The 17,421-nt window shown below is 41.1% G+C and carries 32 protein-coding genes; all 32 read left to right on the top strand.

Translation table 11 applies throughout. From position 1 onward, the window contains the following. Nucleotides 1-3: 3 nt before the first annotated feature. The 32 genes from FZ941_RS10030 to FZ941_RS10185 all read left to right on the top strand — a co-directional run bounded on the left by FZ941_RS10030 (nt 4) and on the right by FZ941_RS10185 (nt 17,142). A complete protein-coding gene (locus FZ941_RS10030; protein WP_148887767.1) occupies nt 4-642 on the top strand; it encodes a uridine kinase in 639 nt (212 codons plus the stop codon). A gap of 375 nt (nt 643-1,017) precedes the next feature. Beyond that, entirely contained in the window at nt 1,018-1,326 is a 309-nt protein-coding gene (gene rpsJ / locus FZ941_RS10035; protein ID WP_005591304.1) for a 30S ribosomal protein S10, read from the top strand. 82 nt (nt 1,327-1,408) lie between these two features. Continuing rightward, on the top strand, nt 1,409-2,035 hold the full coding sequence (gene rplC, locus FZ941_RS10040; RefSeq protein ID WP_045498245.1) for a 50S ribosomal protein L3: 627 nt from the start codon (nt 1,409-1,411) through the stop codon (nt 2,033-2,035). Between the two features lie 24 nt (nt 2,036-2,059). Beyond that, a complete protein-coding gene (rplD, locus tag FZ941_RS10045; RefSeq protein ID WP_005591302.1) occupies nt 2,060-2,683 on the top strand; it encodes a 50S ribosomal protein L4 in 624 nt (207 codons plus the stop codon). Beyond that, entirely contained in the window at nt 2,683-2,982 is a 300-nt protein-coding gene (locus tag FZ941_RS10050; RefSeq protein WP_005591301.1) for a 50S ribosomal protein L23, read from the top strand. The genes rplD and FZ941_RS10050 overlap by 1 nt, the downstream gene beginning before the upstream one ends. Before the next feature lie 17 nt (nt 2,983-2,999). After that, nucleotides 3,000-3,833, top strand: a complete 834-nt coding sequence (gene rplB, locus FZ941_RS10055) for a 50S ribosomal protein L2 (RefSeq protein WP_002894482.1) — start codon at nt 3,000-3,002, stop codon at nt 3,831-3,833. Between the two features lie 86 nt (nt 3,834-3,919). Next, nucleotides 3,920-4,201 (top strand): 30S ribosomal protein S19, encoded by a 282-nt coding sequence (rpsS, locus tag FZ941_RS10060; RefSeq protein ID WP_000533766.1) that lies wholly within the window; start codon nt 3,920-3,922, stop codon nt 4,199-4,201. 11 nt (nt 4,202-4,212) lie between these two features. Continuing rightward, entirely contained in the window at nt 4,213-4,557 is a 345-nt protein-coding gene (gene rplV / locus FZ941_RS10065; RefSeq protein ID WP_005591300.1) for a 50S ribosomal protein L22, read from the top strand. 12 nt (nt 4,558-4,569) lie between these two features. After that, nucleotides 4,570-5,223 carry a 30S ribosomal protein S3 gene (gene rpsC / locus FZ941_RS10070; RefSeq protein ID WP_148887768.1) on the top strand — a complete coding sequence of 218 codons (654 nt, stop codon included), beginning with the start codon at nt 4,570-4,572 and terminating at the stop codon, nt 5,221-5,223. A gap of 3 nt (nt 5,224-5,226) precedes the next feature. After that, the gene (gene rplP / locus FZ941_RS10075; RefSeq protein WP_005591298.1) at nt 5,227-5,640 is read left to right on the top strand and encodes a 50S ribosomal protein L16; all 414 of its coding nucleotides are present in this window, start codon (nt 5,227-5,229) and stop codon (nt 5,638-5,640) included. A 9-nt stretch (nt 5,641-5,649) separates the two neighbouring features. Continuing rightward, complete coding sequence (gene rpmC, locus FZ941_RS10080) at nt 5,650-5,856, top strand: 50S ribosomal protein L29 (RefSeq protein WP_005591297.1); 207 nt, start codon at nt 5,650-5,652, stop codon at nt 5,854-5,856. A gap of 27 nt (nt 5,857-5,883) precedes the next feature. Further along, nucleotides 5,884-6,144: a 30S ribosomal protein S17 gene (gene rpsQ / locus FZ941_RS10085; protein WP_002885836.1), complete on the top strand. Its 261-nt coding sequence runs from the start codon at nt 5,884-5,886 to the stop codon at nt 6,142-6,144. 25 nt (nt 6,145-6,169) lie between these two features. Further along, a complete protein-coding gene (rplN, locus tag FZ941_RS10090) occupies nt 6,170-6,538 on the top strand; it encodes a 50S ribosomal protein L14 (protein WP_002894494.1) in 369 nt (122 codons plus the stop codon). 78 nt (nt 6,539-6,616) lie between these two features. After that, nucleotides 6,617-6,922 (top strand): 50S ribosomal protein L24, encoded by a 306-nt coding sequence (rplX, locus tag FZ941_RS10095; RefSeq protein ID WP_005591295.1) that lies wholly within the window; start codon nt 6,617-6,619, stop codon nt 6,920-6,922. Between the two features lie 23 nt (nt 6,923-6,945). Further along, entirely contained in the window at nt 6,946-7,488 is a 543-nt protein-coding gene (rplE, locus tag FZ941_RS10100; protein WP_148887769.1) for a 50S ribosomal protein L5, read from the top strand. 17 nt (nt 7,489-7,505) lie between these two features. Further along, nucleotides 7,506-7,691: a type Z 30S ribosomal protein S14 gene (locus FZ941_RS10105; RefSeq protein ID WP_001085697.1), complete on the top strand. Its 186-nt coding sequence runs from the start codon at nt 7,506-7,508 to the stop codon at nt 7,689-7,691. Between the two features lie 180 nt (nt 7,692-7,871). After that, on the top strand, nt 7,872-8,270 hold the full coding sequence (gene rpsH, locus FZ941_RS10110) for a 30S ribosomal protein S8 (protein WP_148887770.1): 399 nt from the start codon (nt 7,872-7,874) through the stop codon (nt 8,268-8,270). Between the two features lie 166 nt (nt 8,271-8,436). Beyond that, nucleotides 8,437-8,616, top strand: a complete 180-nt coding sequence (locus tag FZ941_RS10115; RefSeq protein ID WP_000648250.1) for a hypothetical protein — start codon at nt 8,437-8,439, stop codon at nt 8,614-8,616. 62 nt (nt 8,617-8,678) lie between these two features. Then, on the top strand, nt 8,679-9,215 hold the full coding sequence (gene rplF, locus FZ941_RS10120) for a 50S ribosomal protein L6 (RefSeq protein WP_148887771.1): 537 nt from the start codon (nt 8,679-8,681) through the stop codon (nt 9,213-9,215). A gap of 85 nt (nt 9,216-9,300) precedes the next feature. Then, nucleotides 9,301-9,657, top strand: a complete 357-nt coding sequence (rplR, locus tag FZ941_RS10125) for a 50S ribosomal protein L18 (protein WP_009659213.1) — start codon at nt 9,301-9,303, stop codon at nt 9,655-9,657. 18 nt (nt 9,658-9,675) lie between these two features. Further along, nucleotides 9,676-10,170: a 30S ribosomal protein S5 gene (gene rpsE / locus FZ941_RS10130; protein ID WP_005591292.1), complete on the top strand. Its 495-nt coding sequence runs from the start codon at nt 9,676-9,678 to the stop codon at nt 10,168-10,170. Between the two features lie 13 nt (nt 10,171-10,183). Continuing rightward, the gene (rpmD, locus tag FZ941_RS10135) at nt 10,184-10,366 is read left to right on the top strand and encodes a 50S ribosomal protein L30 (RefSeq protein WP_002894509.1); all 183 of its coding nucleotides are present in this window, start codon (nt 10,184-10,186) and stop codon (nt 10,364-10,366) included. 151 nt (nt 10,367-10,517) lie between these two features. After that, nucleotides 10,518-10,958 carry a 50S ribosomal protein L15 gene (rplO, locus tag FZ941_RS10140; RefSeq protein ID WP_015604254.1) on the top strand — a complete coding sequence of 147 codons (441 nt, stop codon included), beginning with the start codon at nt 10,518-10,520 and terminating at the stop codon, nt 10,956-10,958. A gap of 12 nt (nt 10,959-10,970) precedes the next feature. After that, on the top strand, nt 10,971-12,281 hold the full coding sequence (gene secY / locus FZ941_RS10145) for a preprotein translocase subunit SecY (RefSeq protein WP_005591290.1): 1,311 nt from the start codon (nt 10,971-10,973) through the stop codon (nt 12,279-12,281). Between the two features lie 95 nt (nt 12,282-12,376). After that, nucleotides 12,377-13,015 carry an adenylate kinase gene (locus tag FZ941_RS10150; protein ID WP_148887772.1) on the top strand — a complete coding sequence of 213 codons (639 nt, stop codon included), beginning with the start codon at nt 12,377-12,379 and terminating at the stop codon, nt 13,013-13,015. Nucleotides 13,016-13,131: 116 nt separating this feature from the next. Continuing rightward, complete coding sequence (gene infA, locus FZ941_RS10155; RefSeq protein ID WP_001029883.1) at nt 13,132-13,350, top strand: translation initiation factor IF-1; 219 nt, start codon at nt 13,132-13,134, stop codon at nt 13,348-13,350. Nucleotides 13,351-13,374: 24 nt separating this feature from the next. Continuing rightward, entirely contained in the window at nt 13,375-13,491 is a 117-nt protein-coding gene (rpmJ, locus tag FZ941_RS10160; RefSeq protein ID WP_001808836.1) for a 50S ribosomal protein L36, read from the top strand. Nucleotides 13,492-13,508: 17 nt separating this feature from the next. Beyond that, nucleotides 13,509-13,874, top strand: a complete 366-nt coding sequence (gene rpsM, locus FZ941_RS10165; protein ID WP_005591288.1) for a 30S ribosomal protein S13 — start codon at nt 13,509-13,511, stop codon at nt 13,872-13,874. 17 nt (nt 13,875-13,891) lie between these two features. Further along, on the top strand, nt 13,892-14,275 hold the full coding sequence (gene rpsK / locus FZ941_RS10170; protein WP_001118385.1) for a 30S ribosomal protein S11: 384 nt from the start codon (nt 13,892-13,894) through the stop codon (nt 14,273-14,275). 45 nt (nt 14,276-14,320) lie between these two features. Continuing rightward, nucleotides 14,321-15,259, top strand: a complete 939-nt coding sequence (locus FZ941_RS10175; RefSeq protein WP_005591287.1) for a DNA-directed RNA polymerase subunit alpha — start codon at nt 14,321-14,323, stop codon at nt 15,257-15,259. Between the two features lie 11 nt (nt 15,260-15,270). Beyond that, nucleotides 15,271-15,657, top strand: a complete 387-nt coding sequence (gene rplQ / locus FZ941_RS10180; RefSeq protein ID WP_005591286.1) for a 50S ribosomal protein L17 — start codon at nt 15,271-15,273, stop codon at nt 15,655-15,657. 213 nt (nt 15,658-15,870) lie between these two features. Beyond that, nucleotides 15,871-17,142, top strand: a complete 1,272-nt coding sequence (locus FZ941_RS10185) for a glutamate-cysteine ligase family protein (RefSeq protein WP_148887773.1) — start codon at nt 15,871-15,873, stop codon at nt 17,140-17,142. The last annotated feature ends 279 nt before the right edge of the window (nt 17,143-17,421 follow it).

Below are 17,421 nucleotides of genomic sequence, written 5' to 3' on the forward strand. Positions count from 1 at the left end.
TCCATGTCTGATGAAGGAAAATTGTTGGAAAGCTTGGTAGACTACCTGTCGGATGGTCAAAAGCACACTCTGAGGATTTTTGGTCACGGAGCTTCAGGTAAGTCAACTTTTGCTCGAAAACTTCAGCTAACCTTGGGTGAGGAAGAAGCTAATCTTCTGGAAACAGATCCTTATGTAATTACTGGAGAGTATCGCGATTTGCTCAGTTCTAAGGATTTTCCTCATCAAAAAGTGACGGCTTGTATCCCAGCTGTTCATGAACTCAGTAGTCTGGAGCGCGATATTTGTGCTTTGCAGTCTGGTCTGGATATTCTGAGCATTGGAAAAGCTTGGTCACCGAGTTTGCGTTTGTCAGCTCAAAAGCCGATTCTAATAGTAGAAGGCATGTCGGCAGCTTTTTTGTCTAAAAGCTTGTTTGATTTATCGATTTGCTTTTACACGGATGATCAAACTGAGTTAGAACGCCGCTTGGCGCGGGATGTGGCTGTGCGAGAACGTAGACCGGAGTGGATAGAGCAGACGCATTTAGCTCGGCGAGAGCAATATAGGCACTTTTATCAACCCTATCTAGCGGCTGCCGACCTTGTCATCTGCCAGTCAGGAAACGACTTTCGTATTGAAAGGGACAGCCCTTTGTTATAAAACAAAGTAGCTAAAAGCAAATTTTTCATTTTTAATCTCACTGACATGCGTCAGTGAGCATTTTTATTTTTTGAGCAAAAACTCAAACGAATAGGTAGAATAATCTAAATTTTCTTCTATATAAATGATTACAAGATTAATAAGTCACTTAGAAAACACTTTCATAAAAAATTATCCTAAAAATCTTTAAAAAAATACTCAAATCCCTTGCAATGCTTGGTTCTTTGTGTTAAGATACTATGGTGCTGTAAAAAACAGCGTGTAGCTTTGATGCAAGAGGTTGCGACACGCTCGGTTGCATTGCCACGCAATCGCTTGTCGGTTTTCTTGTGGAGCTAGCCTATTATCTTAAATAGACGAAAAAAGGAGAAAAAGATGGCAAACAAAAAAATCCGCATCCGTTTGAAAGCTTACGAACATCGTACACTTGACACAGCGGCTGCAAAAATCGTAGAAACTGCTGCACGTACAGGTGCTGAAGTTGCGGGTCCAATCCCACTTCCAACTGAACGTAGCCTCTACACAATCATTCGTGCGACTCACAAATACAAAGATTCTCGCGAACAATTTGAAATGCGTACTCACAAACGCTTGATCGACATCATCAACCCAACTCAAAAAACAGTTGACGCTTTGATGAAGTTGGACCTTCCAAGCGGTGTGAACGTAGAAATCAAACTTTAATTTAAAGCTTGGTATCTTGAGCATAAAAAACGCTCGTTAAAAACTTTTTAGATAAAAAAAATAGAAAAGGAAACATTTTCTCATGACAAAAGGAATCTTAGGGAAAAAAGTGGGAATGACTCAAATCTTCACCGAAGCTGGCGAATTAATCCCTGTAACTGTTGTTGAAGCAACTCCAAACGTTGTTCTTCAAGTAAAAACAGTTGAAACAGATGGTTACAACGCAGTTCAAGTTGGTTTTGACGACCTTCGTGACGTATTGAGCAACAAACCTGCTAAAGGACATGTAGCGAAAGCTAACACGGCTCCTAAGCGCTTCATTCGTGAATTCAAAAACATTGAAGGCTTGGAAGTTGGTGCGGAAATCACAGTTGATACATTCGAAGCTGGTGATGTTGTTGATGTAACAGGAACTTCAAAAGGTAAAGGTTTCCAAGGTGTAATCAAACGCCACGGCCAATCTCGTGGTCCAATGGCTCACGGTTCACGTTACCACCGTCGTCCTGGTTCAATGGGACCAGTTGCGCCAAACCGTGTTTTCAAAAATAAACACTTGGCTGGACGTATGGGTGGCAACCGTGTAACGATTCAAAACCTTGAAATCGTTCAAGTTGTTCCAGAGAAAAACGTTATCTTGATCAAAGGAAACGTACCTGGTGCTAAGAAATCTCTTATCACTATCAAATCAGCAGTTAAAGCTGGTAAATAATAAAGAAAGGGGAAATCAGTCACAATGGCAAACGTAAAATTATTTGACCAAACTGGTAAAGAAGCTGGTGAAGTAGTTCTTAACGACGCAATCTTTGGTATCGAACCAAACGAATCAGTTGTCTTCGACGTGATCATCAGCCAACGCGCTAGCCTCCGTCAAGGAACTCATGCTGTTAAAAACCGTTCTGCAGTATCAGGCGGCGGACGCAAACCATGGCGTCAAAAAGGAACTGGACGTGCTCGTCAAGGTTCTATCCGCTCTCCACAATGGCGTGGTGGTGGTATCGTCTTCGGTCCAACTCCTCGTTCATATGCCTACAAACTTCCACAAAAAGTTCGTAGATTGGCATTGAAGTCAGTTTATTCTGAAAAAGTTGCTGAAAACAAATTCGTAGCTGTAGACAGCCTTTCATTTACAGCTCCAAAAACTGCTGAGTTTGCAAAAGTGCTTGCAGCATTGAGCATTGACACAAAAGTACTTGTTATTCTTGAAGAAGGAAATGAATTTGCTGCACTTTCAGCACGTAACCTTCCAAACGTTAAAGTTGCAACAGCAACAACAGCAAGTGTTCTTGACATCGCAAACAGCGACAAACTTCTTGTTACTCAAGCAGCTATCTCTAAAATTGAGGAGGTTCTTGCATAATGAATTTGTATGACGTTATCAAAAAGCCTGTCATCACTGAAAGCTCAATGGCTCAGCTTGAAGCAGGCAAATACGTATTTGAGGTAGACACTCGCGCTCACAAACTTTTGATCAAGCAAGCTGTTGAAGCTGCTTTTGAAGGAGTTAAAGTTGCTAATGTCAACACTATCAACGTAAAACCTAAAGCAAAACGCGTTGGACGTTACACTGGTTTTACAAACAAAACTAAAAAAGCTATCATCACTCTGACAGCAGATTCAAAAGCAATCGAGTTGTTCGGAGCTGCTGAAGCAGAATAATCTAAGGAGGAAATATCGTGGGAATTCGTGTTTATAAACCAACAACAAACGGTCGCCGTAATATGACTTCTTTGGATTTCGCTGAAATCACTACTAGCACTCCAGAAAAATCTTTGCTTGTTTCTTTGAAGAGCAAGGCTGGTCGTAATAACAACGGTCGCATCACTGTTCGTCACCAAGGTGGCGGCCACAAACGTCACTACCGTTTGATTGACTTCAAACGTAACAAAGACGCTGTTGAAGCAGTAGTTAAAACTATCGAGTACGATCCAAACCGTTCAGCAAACATCGCTTTGGTACACTACACTGACGGTGTGAAAGCATACATCATCGCTCCTAAAGGTCTTGAAGTAGGTCAACGTATCGTTTCAGGTCCTGAAGCAGATATCAAAGTCGGTAACGCACTTCCACTTGCTAACATCCCAGTTGGTACTTTGGTTCACAACATTGAGTTGAAGCCAGGTCGTGGTGGTGAATTGGTCCGTGCTGCTGGAGCTTCTGCTCAAGTATTGGGTCAAGAAGGTAAATACACTCTTGTTCGTCTTCAATCAGGCGAAGTTCGTATGATCCTTGGTACTTGCCGTGCTACAGTTGGTGTTGTCGGAAACGAACAACATGGCTTGGTTAACCTTGGTAAAGCAGGTCGTAGCCGTTGGAAAGGTATCCGTCCAACAGTTCGCGGTTCTGTAATGAACCCTAACGATCACCCACACGGTGGTGGTGAAGGTAAAGCACCAGTTGGTCGTAAAGCGCCATCTACTCCATGGGGCAAACCTGCTCTTGGTCTTAAAACTCGTAACAAGAAAGCGAAATCTGACAAACTTATCGTTCGTCGTCGCAACGAGAAATAATCTAAAACAATCTATCCGCCAGCTCGGTAGCGCTGCTTAGCAGCGCAGGCCGCTGTGGTACTTATTTTAAAGGAGAAAACATAAAAATGGGACGCAGTCTTAAAAAAGGACCTTTCGTCGATGAGCATTTGATGAAAAAAGTTGAAGCTCAAGCTAATGACGAAAAGAAAAAAGTTATCAAAACTTGGTCACGTCGTTCAACGATTTTCCCAAGTTTCATCGGTTACACAATCGCAGTCTATGACGGACGTAAACACGTGCCTGTTTACATCCAAGAAGACATGGTAGGTCACAAGCTTGGTGAATTTGCACCAACTCGTACTTACAAAGGTCACGCTGCAGACGACAAGAAAACACGTAGAAAATAAGGAGAACATAAATGGCAGAAATTACTTCAGCTAAAGCAATGGCTCGTACAGTGCGTGTTTCACCTCGTAAAACTCGTCTAGTTCTTGACAATATCCGTGGTAAAAACGTCGCTGACGCAATCGCAATCTTGAAATTCACTCCAAACAAAGCTGCTGGCATTATCGAAAAAGTATTGATCTCTGCAATCGCTAATGCTGAAAACAACTTTGGTTTGGAAAAAGCTAATTTGGTAGTATCTGAAGCTTTCGCAAACGAAGGACCAACTATGAAACGTTTCCGTCCGCGCGCTAAAGGTTCAGCTTCACCAATCAACAAACGCACAAGCCACATCACTGTGGTTGTTGCAGAAAAATAAGGAGGTAACATCGTGGGTCAAAAAGTACATCCAATTGGTATGCGTGTCGGCATCATCCGTGATTGGGATGCCAAATGGTATGCTGAAAAAGAATACGCGGATTACCTTCATGAAGATCTTGCAATCCGTAAATTCGTTCAAAATGAATTAGCTGACGCAGCTGTTTCAACTATTGAAATCGAACGCGCAGTAAACAAAGTTAACGTTTCACTTCACACTGCTAAACCAGGTATGGTTATCGGTAAAGGTGGAGCTAACGTTGATGCACTTCGTGCAAAACTTAACAAATTGACTGGAAAACAAGTACACATCAACATCATCGAGATCAAATCTCCAGATTTGGATGCTCACCTTGTTGGTGAAGGAATTGCTCGTCAATTGGAGCAACGTGTTGCTTTCCGTCGTGCTCAAAAACAAGCAATCCAACGTGCAATGCGTGCAGGAGCTAAAGGAATCAAAACTCAAGTATCAGGTCGTTTGAACGGTGCAGATATCGCTCGTAGCGAAGGATACTCTGAAGGAACTGTTCCACTTCACACCCTTCGTGCGGATATCGATTACGCTTGGGAAGAAGCTGATACTACTTACGGTAAACTTGGTGTTAAAGTATGGATCTACCGTGGTGAAGTTCTTCCAGCTCGTAAAAACACTAAAGGAGGTAAATAACCAATGTTAGTACCTAAACGTGTTAAACACCGTCGCGAATTCCGCGGAAAAATGCGTGGTGAAGCTAAAGGTGGTAAAGAAGTAACTTTTGGAGAATATGGTCTTCAAGCAACTACTAGCCACTGGATCACTAACCGTCAAATTGAAGCTGCCCGTATCGCTATGACTCGTTACATGAAACGTGGTGGTAAAGTTTGGATCAAAATCTTCCCACACAAATCATACACTGCAAAAGCAATCGGTGTACGGATGGGATCTGGTAAAGGGGCTCCAGAAGGTTGGGTAGCACCAGTTAAACGTGGTAAAGTGATGTTTGAAATCGCTGGCGTATCAGAAGAAATCGCTCGTGAAGCTCTTCGTCTTGCAAGCCACAAATTGCCAGTTAAATGTAAATTCGTAAAGCGTGAAGCAGAATAAGGAGAAAGCATGAAACTTAAAGAAATTCAAGATTTTGTTAAAGAACTTCGTGGTCTTTCTCAAGAAGAACTCGCGAAGCGTGAAAATGAATTGAAGAAAGAATTGTTTGACCTTCGTTTCCAAGCCGCTACTGGTCAATTGGAGCAGACAGCGCGTTTGAAAGAAGTGAAAAAACAAATCGCACGTATCAAAACTGTTCAATCAGAAGTTAAATAATAGACTTGGGAAAGGAGAAATTCTAAAATGGAACGTAATCAACGTAAAACCCTCGTCGGACGCGTCGTTTCTGACAAGATGGATAAGACAATCACAGTTGTAGTTGAAACAAAACGTAACCACCCAGTCTATGGTAAGCGTATTAACTACTCTAAGAAGTACAAAGCACATGATGAAAACAATGTTGCCAAAGAAGGCGATATCGTTCGTATCATGGAAACTCGTCCGCTTTCAGCTACAAAACGCTTCCGTCTTGTAGAAGTTGTTGAAGAAGCGGTTATCATCTAATCAAACCAGAAAGGAGAAAACTTAAATGATTCAAACAGAAACTCGTTTGAAAGTTGCTGACAACAGCGGTGCTCGCGAAATCCTGACAATCAAAGTTCTTGGTGGTTCAGGACGTAAGTTCGCCAACATCGGTGATGTCATCGTTGCATCTGTAAAACAAGCTACTCCTGGTGGTGCGGTTAAAAAAGGTGACGTTGTAAAAGCGGTTATCGTTCGTACTAAATCAGGTGCTCGTCGTAAAGATGGTTCATACATCAAATTCGACGAAAACGCTGCAGTCATCATCCGTGAAGACAAAACTCCTCGCGGAACTCGTATCTTCGGCCCAGTTGCTCGCGAATTGCGTGACGGTGGCTTCATGAAGATCGTATCATTGGCTCCAGAAGTACTTTAATCTAAAAATCAAACAAGTCCCCTGGAAGTTTTCCAGGGTGCCCTCATGGGCGTAAGAAATTAAAGGAGAAACCTAATAATGTTTGTAAAAAAAGGCGACAAAGTTCGCGTAATTGCTGGTAAGGACAAGGGTGTTGAAGCACTTGTTGTTGCAGCTCTTCCAAAAGTAAACAAAGTTGTTGTTGAAGGTGTTAACCTTGTTAAGAAGCACCAAAAACCAAATAGCGAAAACCCTCAAGGTGCTATCGTAGAAAAAGAAGCACCAATCCATGCGTCAAACGTTCAAGTTCTTGACAAAAATGGTGTTGCAGGACGCGTTGGTTACAAGTTTGTAGACGGCAAGAAAGTTCGTTACAACAAAAAATCAGGCGAAGTGCTTGACTAATCACGAAGGAAAGGAGAAGTATAATGGCAAATCGTTTAAAAGAAAAATATCTTAAAGAAGTAGTTCCTGCTTTGACTGAAAAGTTCAACTACTCATCTGTTATGGCTGTGCCAAAAGTGGATAAAATCGTTTTGAACATGGGTGTCGGTGACGCTGTATCAAACGCTAAAAACCTTGAAAAAGCAGCTGAAGAGCTTGCTCTTATCTCAGGTCAAAAACCACTTATCACTAAAGCTAAAAAATCAATCGCCGGCTTCCGTCTTCGTGAAGGTGTAGCGATCGGTGCTAAAGTAACCCTTCGTGGCGAACGTATGTATGAGTTCTTGGATAAATTGGTTACTGTATCTCTTCCACGTGTACGTGACTTCCACGGTGTTCCAACAAAATCATTTGATGGACGCGGAAACTACACTCTTGGTGTGAAAGAGCAATTGATCTTCCCAGAAATCAACTTTGATGACGTTGATAAGACTCGCGGTCTTGATATCGTTATCGTAACAACTGCTAACACTGACGAAGAGTCACGTGCATTGCTTACAGGCCTTGGAATGCCTTTTGCAAAATAATATAGGAGGTAAAACAAATGGCTAAAAAATCAATGATTGCTAAGAACAAACGCCCAGCGAAGTTCTCTACGCAAGCTTATACTCGTTGTGAAAAATGTGGCCGTCCACATTCAGTTTACCGCAAGTTTAAACTTTGCCGTGTTTGCTTCCGTGAATTAGCATACAAAGGACAAATCCCAGGCGTTACCAAAGCATCTTGGTAATTCTAGCTTCCAATTCCATCGTGATTCTTTGTTATCGGCTTTTGCCTAACTTTAGTTATGCCTGCAAGCCGATGCCTAGACTCACTTAGGAATTGAAATCTAGAAACATATTCTGAGCTTAGCTCAATCATTAACTAGCAAGTGCAGCTTGCAAACTACTAGTAAGAGGAGAAATATAAAATGGTTATGACTGACCCAATTGCAGACTTTTTGACTCGTATCCGTAACGCTAACCAAGCGAAGCACGAAGTACTTGAAGTACCTGCATCAAATATCAAAAAAGGGATTGCTGAAATCCTGAAGCGTGAAGGTTTTGTAAAAAACGTTGAAATCATCGAAGATGACAAACAAGGCATCATCCGTGTATTCCTTAAGTACGGACAAAATGGTGAAAAAGTTATCACTGGTTTGAAACGTGTTTCAAAACCAGGTCTACGTGTTTACAAGAAACGCGAAGATCTTCCAAAAGTCTTGAACGGACTTGGAATTGCTATCCTTTCAACATCTGAAGGTTTGCTTACTGATAAGGAAGCGCGCCAAAAGAATGTTGGTGGGGAAGTTATCGCTTACGTTTGGTAAAATCAAGATACAAAGAGCGTCATGGGCAATGTGAAAATAGGAAATCTGACAAAGAGTGTTAACACTCTAGGAAGATTTGTCTTTTTCACACAGACCATAGCTCGTGTTCAATTTAGCTGATTTACTGATCAGCTAAATAGAGAGTAAATTAGTTTAGGAGAAAAAGATGAAAGCTACTGAATTGAATGAAAAACTTATTGTTGCAGAAGACGCTTTGGCTGAATTGTCAAAAGATGACCTTGTATCTCTTTTATGTGAAATTGGTTATAGTCCTGCGGCTATTGATGTATTGACAGAATATCAGGAGTTTGTCAAAGCTTTTCGAAAGAAACTAGGTTTGCTCTAATCCGAATGCCCCCCGTGAAAACTGGCCATTCTGGCCTGACAATTTAACAGGAGAAAATAAACATGTCACGTATTGGTAATAAAGTTATCGTGTTGCCTGCTGGTGTTGAAATCACTAACAATGACAACGTTGTAACTGTAAAAGGACCTAAAGGAGAACTGACTCGTGAGTTCTCAAAAGATATTGAAATCCGTGTGGAAGGAACTGAAGTAACTCTTCACCGTCCAAACGATTCAAAAGAAATGAAAACAATCCACGGAACTACTCGTGCCCTTTTGAACAACATGGTTGTTGGAGTATCAGAAGGATTCAAGAAAGAACTTGAAATGCGTGGGGTTGGTTACCGTGCACAACTTCAAGGAACTAAACTTGTTTTGGCTGTTGGTAAATCCCATCCAGACGAAGTTGAAGCTCCAGAAGGAATTACTTTTGAACTTCCAAACCCAACAACAATCGTTGTTAGCGGAATTTCAAAAGAAGCAGTTGGACAAACAGCTGCTTATGTACGTAGCCTTCGTGCACCAGAACCATATAAAGGTAAAGGTATCCGTTACGTTGGTGAATTCGTTCGCCGCAAAGAAGGTAAAACTGGTAAATAATATTGATTGGCTGATCATTTCAGCCAGCCAATTTATTTTCCGATTTTGTGCTAAGGCACGTCAATAATAATAAGAGGTGAAAATTGTGATTACGAAACCAGATAAAAATAAAATCCGCCAAAAACGCCACCGTCGCGTTCGCGGAAAACTCTCTGGAACTGCTGATCGCCCACGTTTGAACGTATTCCGTTCTAATACAGGCATCTACGCTCAAGTGATTGATGACGTAGCGGGTGTAACGCTCGCAAGCGCTTCAACTCTTGACAAAGAAGTTTCAAAAGGAACTAAAACTGAACAAGCCGTTGTTGTAGGTAAACTCGTTGCAGAACGTGCAGTTGCTAAAGGTATTTCTGAAGTGGTGTTTGACCGCGGTGGATATCTCTATCACGGACGTGTAAAAGCTTTGGCTGATGCAGCTCGTGAAAACGGATTGAAATTCTAATAGGGAGGACACTAGAAAATGGCATTTAAAGACAATGCAGTTGAACTTGAAGAACGCTTAGTTGCAGTCAACCGTGTTACTAAAGTTGTTAAAGGTGGACGTCGTCTTCGTTTTGCAGCTCTTGTAGTAGTTGGTGACCGCAACGGTCGTGTTGGTTTCGGTACTGGTAAAGCTCAAGAAGTACCAGAAGCTATCCGTAAAGCAGTTGAAGATGCGAAGAAAAACTTGATCGAAGTTCCAATGGTTGGTACAACTATTCCTCACGAAGTTCTTTCAGAATTTGGTGGAGCGAAAGTATTGCTTAAGCCAGCTGTTGAAGGTTCTGGAGTTGCTGCTGGTGGTGCTGTTCGTGCCGTCATCGAATTGGCAGGTGTGGCAGATGTTACATCTAAATCACTTGGTTCAAACACTCCAATCAACATCGTTCGCGCAACTGTTGAAGGCTTGAAACAATTGAAACGCGCTGAAGAAGTTGCTGCCCTTCGTGGTATTTCAGTTTCTGACTTGGCTTAAGAAAGGGGAACTCATGGCTCAAATTAAAATTACTTTGACTAAGTCTCCAATCGGACGCATCCCGTCACAACGTAAAACTGTTGTAGCACTTGGACTTGGCAAATTGAACAGCTCAGTTATCAAAGAAGACAATCCAGCGGTACGCGGTATGATCACTGCTGTATCTCACTTGGTAACTGTTGAAGAAGTTAAGTAAGCCTTAGCTGAAAGACTTTTATTAAGATACATTAGGGGATTTGAGAATTTTCTCAGCCCCTAAAACTAAATATATGTATAGGCGAGTTTGTATCAGAGACACCTTTTCTCTGGTACGAGCGCTAGCATTTTACAAAAGAGGAGAAAAAATAATGAAACTTCATGAATTACAACCTGCTGCAGGTTCACGTAAAGTTCGCAACCGTGTTGGTCGCGGTACTTCATCAGGTAACGGTAAAACTTCTGGTCGCGGTCAAAAAGGTCAAAAAGCACGTAGCGGTGGCGGTGTTCGTCTTGGTTTTGAAGGTGGACAAACTCCATTGTTCCGTCGTGTACCAAAACGTGGTTTCTTGAATGTAAACCGTAAAGAATACGCGATTGTTAACCTTGACCAATTAAATCTTTTCGAAGATGGTGCAGAAGTAACTCCAGTGGTTCTCATCGAAGCAGGTATTGTAAAAGCTGAAAAATCTGGTGTTAAGATTCTTGGTAACGGAGAATTGACTAAGAAGTTGACTGTTAAAGCAGCTAAATTCTCTAAATCAGCTGAAGAAGCTATCACTGCTAAAGGTGGTTCAGTCGAAGTCATCTAAGAGAGGTGACCTATGTTTTTCAAGCTATTAAAAGACGCACTTAAAATAAAACAAGTACGGTCTAAGATTTTGTTCACACTGTTCATCATCTTAGTTTTCCGTATTGGTACAACCATAACCGTTCCAGGAATTAATGCGAAAGCATTGAATAGTTTAAGTGATTTACCTTTCTTAAACATGCTTAGTTTGGTTTCTGGGAATGCCATGCGGAACTTCTCTGTTTTCGCCCTTGGGGTTAGTCCCTATATCACGGCTTCAATCGTGGTTCAGCTCTTGCAAATGGACTTGCTTCCAAAATTTGTAGAGTGGGGCAAGCAAGGGGAAGTCGGACGGAGAAAGCTTAATCAAGCAACTCGCTATATTTCCCTGGTATTGGCCTTTGTCCAATCCATCGGGATTACAGCTGGATTTGCGACTTTGTCAAGAACCAAATTAGTAGCGAATCCAAATTGGCAAACCTATCTTTTGATTGGTGCCCTCCTCACGACCGGTTCAGTAATTGTGACCTGGTTAGGAGAGCAAATCACAGATAAGGGTTATGGTAATGGTGTATCCATGATTATCTTTGCAGGGATTGTATCTGGTATTCCTGGTATGATCAAAGGGATCTATGAAGATTACTTTGTTAATATCCCGAGCGATCGACTCAATTCGTCTCTGATTTTCGTTGGGATTTTAATTGTTGCAGTTTTGGTGATTATCTATTTCACAACCTTTGTGCAACAAGCTGAGTACAAAATTCCAATTCAATATACGAAGATTGCTCAAGGTGCCCCTTCAAGTTCCTACCTACCGTTAAAAGTGAATCCTGCTGGTGTTATCCCAGTTATCTTTGCAAGTTCGATTACAGCTGCTCCAGCAGCCATCTTCCAATTTGTAAGTGCTATGGGCTATAACGCATCCTGGGTTCGGACGGCACAGGCTCTTCTGGCGACTACAACCATCAGTGGTATGTTTACCTATGCTCTCTTGATTATTCTCTTTACTTTCTTTTATACATTTGTACAAATTAATCCTGAAAAGACAGCAGAGAATTTACAAAAGAGTGGAGCCTACATCCCAGGTGTTCGTCCAGGTAAGGGAACGGAAGAATATATGTCTAAATTGCTTCGCCGTTTGGCGACAGTTGGCTCACTTTTCCTAGGGATTATCACAATCATTCCGATCCTAGCCAAAGATCTTTTCGGTCTGACCGATGCAGTTGCTCTTGGAGGAACTAGTCTTCTTATCATCATTTCAACAGGTATTGAAGGAATGAAACAGTTGGAAGGTTATCTTCTGAAGCGTAAGTATGTCGGATTTATGGATACTACAACAGAATAGAAATAGGTTGACTTAGTCAACCTTCTATTTTGTTTTTAAAAAAGTTTATTAAGTGTTTTAATAGATTGCTTTAAAAACAAAAAAGGAGACAAAACATGAATCTTTTGATTATGGGCTTGCCAGGTGCAGGCAAGGGAACACAGGCAGCCAAAATTGTGGAACAATTCCACGTGGCACATATTTCAACTGGGGATATGTTCCGTGCTGCTATGGCCAATGAAACAGAAATGGGTGTTTTAGCGAAATCCTACATTTCTAAAGGCGAGTTGGTGCCAGATGAAGTGACGAACGGAATCGTGAAAGAGCGCTTGGCACAGGATGATATTAAAGAAACTGGTTTCTTGTTGGATGGTTATCCACGGACAATTGATCAAGCCCATGCTTTGGATAAAATCCTTGCGGATCTAGGTATCCAACTTGACGCAGTTATCAATATCGAAGTAAATCCAGATAGTTTGTTAGAACGTTTGAGCGGACGGATTATTCACCGCGAAACAGGGGAAACCTTCCACAAAGTTTTCAACCCACCAGTGGATTACAAAGAAGAAGATTACTATCAACGTGAAGACGACAAACCTGAAACAGTAAAACGTCGTTTGGATGTTAATATCGCTCAAGGCCAACCAATTATTGATCATTACCGCGCTAAAGGACTCGTTCACGACATTCAGGGCAATCAAGAGATTGAGGCAGTCTTCTCAGATATCGAAAAAGTCTTGTCAAATTTAAAATAAAAGCGTTTTTCCCGCTTGCAATATTTGACAAGTAGTGATACAATGAGTTAGTCTGACTTATAATTGTTACCTCTGTGCTCAGAGGAATCTATCGAAATTTAGGGAGGTGCTTTTGCGTGGCAAAAGACGATGTGATTGAAGTCGAAGGCAAAGTAGTTGATACGATGCCGAACGCAATGTTTACGGTTGAACTTGAAAATGGACATCAGATTTTAGCAACAGTTTCTGGTAAAATTCGTAAAAACTATATTCGTATTTTAGCGGGAGATCGTGTTACTGTCGAGATGAGTCCTTATGATTTGACACGTGGACGGATCACGTACCGCTTTAAATAATCGAAAAACTTGGAGGGATAAGAAATGAAAGTAAGACCATCGGTCAAACCAATTTGCGAATACTGCAAAGTTATTCGTCGTAATGGCCGTGTTATGGTAATTTGCCCAGCAAATCCAAAACACAAACAACGTCAAGGATAAGATAGAAAGGAGAAAACATGGCTCGTATTGCTGGAGTTGACATTCCAAATGACAAACGTGTAGTCGTTTCACTTACTTACGTGTATGGTATCGGACTTCCAACATCTAAGAAAATTTTGGCTGCGGCTGGAATCTCAGAAGACATCCGTGTCAAAGATTTGACATCAGATCAAGAAGACGCAATCCGTCGCGAAGTGGATGCAATCAAGGTTGAAGGTGACCTTCGTCGTGAAGTAAACCTTAACATCAAACGTTTGATGGAAATCGGTTCATACCGTGGTATCCGTCACCGTCGTGGACTTCCTGTCCGTGGACAAAACACTAAAAACAATGCTCGTACTCGTAAAGGTAAAGCCGTTGCGATTGCAGGTAAGAAAAAATAATATAGGAGGTAAAAGTCTTGGCTAAACCAACACGTAAACGTCGTGTGAAGAAAAATATCGAATCTGGTATTGCACATATTCACGCTACATTTAATAACACTATTGTTATGATTACTGATGTGCATGGTAATGCGATTGCTTGGTCATCTGCTGGTGCTCTTGGTTTTAAAGGTTCTCGTAAATCTACACCATTTGCTGCCCAAATGGCATCTGAAGCAGCTGCTAAGTCTGCACAAGAACACGGTCTTAAATCAGTTGAAGTTACAGTTAAAGGTCCAGGTTCTGGTCGTGAGTCAGCTATTCGTGCACTTGCTGCAGCTGGTCTGGAAGTAACTGCTATTCGTGATGTGACTCCTGTGCCACACAATGGTGCTCGTCCTCCAAAACGTCGCCGTGTATAATCATAAACAATTACACTGCTTTTCGTTTAAGAGGGAGTTAACTAAATGATTGAGTTTGAAAAACCAAATATAACAAAAATTGATGAAAATAAAAATTATGGCAAGTTTGTAGTTGAACCGCTAGAACGCGGTTACGGTACAACACTTGGAAATTCGCTTCGTCGTGTACTTCTCGCCTCACTTCCAGGTGCAGCAGTGACTTCTATCAACATTGAAGGAGTATTGCACGAATTTGATACGATTTCTGGGGTCCGTGAAGATGTGATGCAGATTATTCTGAACATCAAGGGGATTGCTGTAAAATCTTACGTCCAAGACGAAAAGATGATTGAATTGGATGTTGAAGGTCCTGCAGAAGTAACTGCTGGAGACATTTTGACAGACAGTGATATCGAAATTGTAAACCCTGATCATTATCTCTTTACAATCAGTGAAGGTGCTCGCTTTAAAGCGAAAATGGCTGTGAATAGCGGTCGTGGATATGTGCCAGCTGACGAAAATAAAAAAGATGATGCACCAGTAGGCACACTTGCGGTAGATTCTATCTATACGCCTGTGACAAAAGTAAATTACCAGGTTGAACCAGCTCGTGTTGGTAGCAACGATGGTTTTGATAAACTTACCCTTGAAATTTTAACGAATGGAACGATTATTCCCGAAGACGCTTTGGGACTATCAGCTCGTATCCTGACAGAGCATCTGAACCTCTTTACAGATTTAACAGAAGTTGCTATTTCAACTGATGTGATGAAGGAAGCAGAGAAATCTTCAGATGATCGCATTTTGGAACGTACAATTGAAGAATTGGATCTATCAGTTCGTTCATACAACTGTCTGAAACGCGCAGGAATTAATACTGTCTTTGATTTGACAGAAAAATCTGAGCCTGAAATGATGAAAGTTCGTAACTTGGGCCGCAAGAGTCTTGAAGAAGTTAAAGTTAAACTTGCTGACCTTGGTCTTGGGTTAAGAAATGATAAATAAAGGAGGAATACATGGCTTACCGTAAACTAGGACGCACTAGCTCACAACGTAAAGCAATGCTTCGCGATTTGACTACTGACTTGATTATCAATGAATCAATCGTAACAACTGAAGCTCGTGCTAAAGAAATCCGTAAAACAGTTGAAAAAATGATTACTCTTGGTAAACGTGGTGATTTGCATGCTCGTCGTCAAGCAGCAGCTTTTGTACGTAACGAAATTGCATCAGAAAACTACAATGAAGAGACTAACAAATACACTACAACTACAGCTCTTCAAAAATTGTTCTCTGAATTGGCACCTCGCTATGCTGAGCGCAATGGTGGATACACTCGTATTCTTAAAACTGAACCACGCCGTGGGGATGCTGCGCCAATGGCAATTATTGAATTAGTATAATTTTTATCAATTTTGTTGAGTGTTATGATGATGGAGTTCTTAAGCTCTTAGTCTAGCTCTGGTCTACCGCTAGGAATTTTCCTAGCGGGAACACTCATCATCATGATGAAAGCGTAGACGCTTGTTTACGAAATTGCTTTTAGTGAAAAACAATTTCGTAAGCAGGCGTTTTTGAATGGGAAAAGAAAAACTTTCTTGAGGGAAGGAGAAGAAATGCAAGATTCGATTGCTATTTTGAAAGAACGTTATTTGGCAAATATAAAAGAAAATCCAGACTTATACATTGGGATTGAGTTAGAATTTCCGATTGTGAATCTTCAGGGAGGAGCGACAGATACTCGTGTAACAAAGGAGCTGTTAGTAAGGCTAAATTCAGACTATGGTTTTATCGTAGAAAGAAGGGATTCAGAGGGCAATCCTATCCAGTTAAAAGCTTCAGATAGCGAAGATCGGATACTTTTTGAAGTGTCCTACAATATTTTAGAGTTCGCATTTGGAAAAGTGAAAACGATTCAGGAGGTCGAAAGACGCTTTAATCATTACCTAGACACCATTCAAAAGATTTTGCGCAAAAATCATCATGAACTTCAGGGGCACGGTTTGCATCCATTCTGGAAGGAAAATGATAATCGACCCGTGAAATATCCTCGCTATCAAATGTTGATGCAATATCTGGCTTTGAGTGAGAAAATTGGCGGAGATTTCTTCCATCGCCATCCTGATTATGGTGGCTATATCTGTGGGAGTCAGGTACAGTTGGATGTTTCTCGGGAGAATTTTATCCGGGTAATCAATGCCTTCAATCAAATCGAGGCTGCTAAGGCCTATCTTTTCGCCAATTCGGAATTGATAACCGAAGATTTCCGAACTAAAATTGCTAGAGACCGTTTTTGGGAAGAGTCCATGCACGGCTTGTTAGTAGAAAATGTCGGTGTCAATCCCTATGATTTCAAAGATGAGGAAGATTTTTTCAATTATTTAAATAACACAGCTATTTTCAATGTTGAGCGAGAGGGTGACACCTATTATTTTCCTCCTATCGTAGCCGGAGAGTATCTAAAGCAGGAGCAAATCAAGGGATACAATTTAAGTGGCAAGGAAAGTCTAGTAATCCCCCATACGGATGATTTTTGTAATCACAGAAGCTATCAGTACCAAGATTTGACAACGCGGGGAACGATCGAATTTAGGAGCACTTGCGCTCAGCCTCTTAATAGAACCTTCGCGCCAGCAGCCTTTCATTTGGGCTTGATAGCTAACCTTGAGGAAGTGACTGCTTATCTTAAAGATTGTGATTTCTTCAAATTAGAGGGGCGTAACTATAAAAGGCTGCGCAGAAAGTATTCGCAAATTGAGCTAACACAAGCGGATCAAGACTCTATTCAATCATTTGCAGCTGATCTCCTTCAATTAGCTGTTAAAGGTCTGGAGAAACGAAAAGAAGGGGAAGAGTGCTACTTGTTACTGCTTATGAATGAGAGATAAAGTAATTTCTTTTTAACCTCTAATAGAAAGCTGAAGTAAATTTCTTTATGTGATTGATTGGACTGTGTATTATACTAGTTTGAGTATGTTTGAATGAATTTAATTGTAGCTAGAGCATTAAGCGACTTTAGCAGCACGGTGATATAGAGAATAAGGGAGAGTTAATCTTTCCCTTTTAGTTGTTGATTTATCAATGATTTTGTAGGTGGTGGGAAATAAAATTGTAAGAAAGATAAAAAAGTTTAAAAAAAGTGTTGACAAGGGGATGGATAGGTGATA

The organism is Streptococcus sp. Marseille-P6264, from assembly GCF_902460355.1.
Taxonomy (GTDB): domain Bacteria; phylum Bacillota; class Bacilli; order Lactobacillales; family Streptococcaceae; genus Streptococcus.

Bases quoted from the DNA above. Each gene is read 5' to 3' on its own strand.
- rplO (WP_015604254.1), top strand. From the start codon at position 10,518: ATGAAACTTCATGAATTACAACCTGCTGCAGGTTCACGTAAAGTTCGC.
- rplP (WP_005591298.1), top strand. From the start codon at position 5,227: ATGTTAGTACCTAAACGTGTTAAACACCGTCGCGAATTCCGCGGAAAA.
- rplV (WP_005591300.1), top strand. From the start codon at position 4,213: ATGGCAGAAATTACTTCAGCTAAAGCAATGGCTCGTACAGTGCGTGTT.
- rpsH (WP_148887770.1), top strand. From the start codon at position 7,872: ATGGTTATGACTGACCCAATTGCAGACTTTTTGACTCGTATCCGTAAC.
- rpmD (WP_002894509.1), top strand. From the start codon at position 10,184: ATGGCTCAAATTAAAATTACTTTGACTAAGTCTCCAATCGGACGCATC.
- rpsE (WP_005591292.1), top strand. From the start codon at position 9,676: ATGGCATTTAAAGACAATGCAGTTGAACTTGAAGAACGCTTAGTTGCA.
- rplN (WP_002894494.1), top strand. From the start codon at position 6,170: ATGATTCAAACAGAAACTCGTTTGAAAGTTGCTGACAACAGCGGTGCT.
- rpsM (WP_005591288.1), top strand. From the start codon at position 13,509: ATGGCTCGTATTGCTGGAGTTGACATTCCAAATGACAAACGTGTAGTC.
- FZ941_RS10030 (WP_148887767.1), top strand. From the start codon at position 4: ATGTCTGATGAAGGAAAATTGTTGGAAAGCTTGGTAGACTACCTGTCG.
- FZ941_RS10175 (WP_005591287.1), top strand. From the start codon at position 14,321: ATGATTGAGTTTGAAAAACCAAATATAACAAAAATTGATGAAAATAAA.
- rpsJ (WP_005591304.1), top strand. From the start codon at position 1,018: ATGGCAAACAAAAAAATCCGCATCCGTTTGAAAGCTTACGAACATCGT.
- rplF (WP_148887771.1), top strand. From the start codon at position 8,679: ATGTCACGTATTGGTAATAAAGTTATCGTGTTGCCTGCTGGTGTTGAA.
- FZ941_RS10050 (WP_005591301.1), top strand. From the start codon at position 2,683: ATGAATTTGTATGACGTTATCAAAAAGCCTGTCATCACTGAAAGCTCA.
- rplE (WP_148887769.1), top strand. From the start codon at position 6,946: ATGGCAAATCGTTTAAAAGAAAAATATCTTAAAGAAGTAGTTCCTGCT.
- rplQ (WP_005591286.1), top strand. From the start codon at position 15,271: ATGGCTTACCGTAAACTAGGACGCACTAGCTCACAACGTAAAGCAATG.
- rpsS (WP_000533766.1), top strand. From the start codon at position 3,920: ATGGGACGCAGTCTTAAAAAAGGACCTTTCGTCGATGAGCATTTGATG.
- rpsQ (WP_002885836.1), top strand. From the start codon at position 5,884: ATGGAACGTAATCAACGTAAAACCCTCGTCGGACGCGTCGTTTCTGAC.
- rplX (WP_005591295.1), top strand. From the start codon at position 6,617: ATGTTTGTAAAAAAAGGCGACAAAGTTCGCGTAATTGCTGGTAAGGAC.
- FZ941_RS10185 (WP_148887773.1), top strand. From the start codon at position 15,871: ATGCAAGATTCGATTGCTATTTTGAAAGAACGTTATTTGGCAAATATA.
- rpmC (WP_005591297.1), top strand. From the start codon at position 5,650: ATGAAACTTAAAGAAATTCAAGATTTTGTTAAAGAACTTCGTGGTCTT.
- rplC (WP_045498245.1), top strand. From the start codon at position 1,409: ATGACAAAAGGAATCTTAGGGAAAAAAGTGGGAATGACTCAAATCTTC.
- FZ941_RS10105 (WP_001085697.1), top strand. From the start codon at position 7,506: ATGGCTAAAAAATCAATGATTGCTAAGAACAAACGCCCAGCGAAGTTC.
- FZ941_RS10115 (WP_000648250.1), top strand. From the start codon at position 8,437: ATGAAAGCTACTGAATTGAATGAAAAACTTATTGTTGCAGAAGACGCT.
- secY (WP_005591290.1), top strand. From the start codon at position 10,971: ATGTTTTTCAAGCTATTAAAAGACGCACTTAAAATAAAACAAGTACGG.
- rplD (WP_005591302.1), top strand. From the start codon at position 2,060: ATGGCAAACGTAAAATTATTTGACCAAACTGGTAAAGAAGCTGGTGAA.
- FZ941_RS10150 (WP_148887772.1), top strand. From the start codon at position 12,377: ATGAATCTTTTGATTATGGGCTTGCCAGGTGCAGGCAAGGGAACACAG.
- rpmJ (WP_001808836.1), top strand. From the start codon at position 13,375: ATGAAAGTAAGACCATCGGTCAAACCAATTTGCGAATACTGCAAAGTT.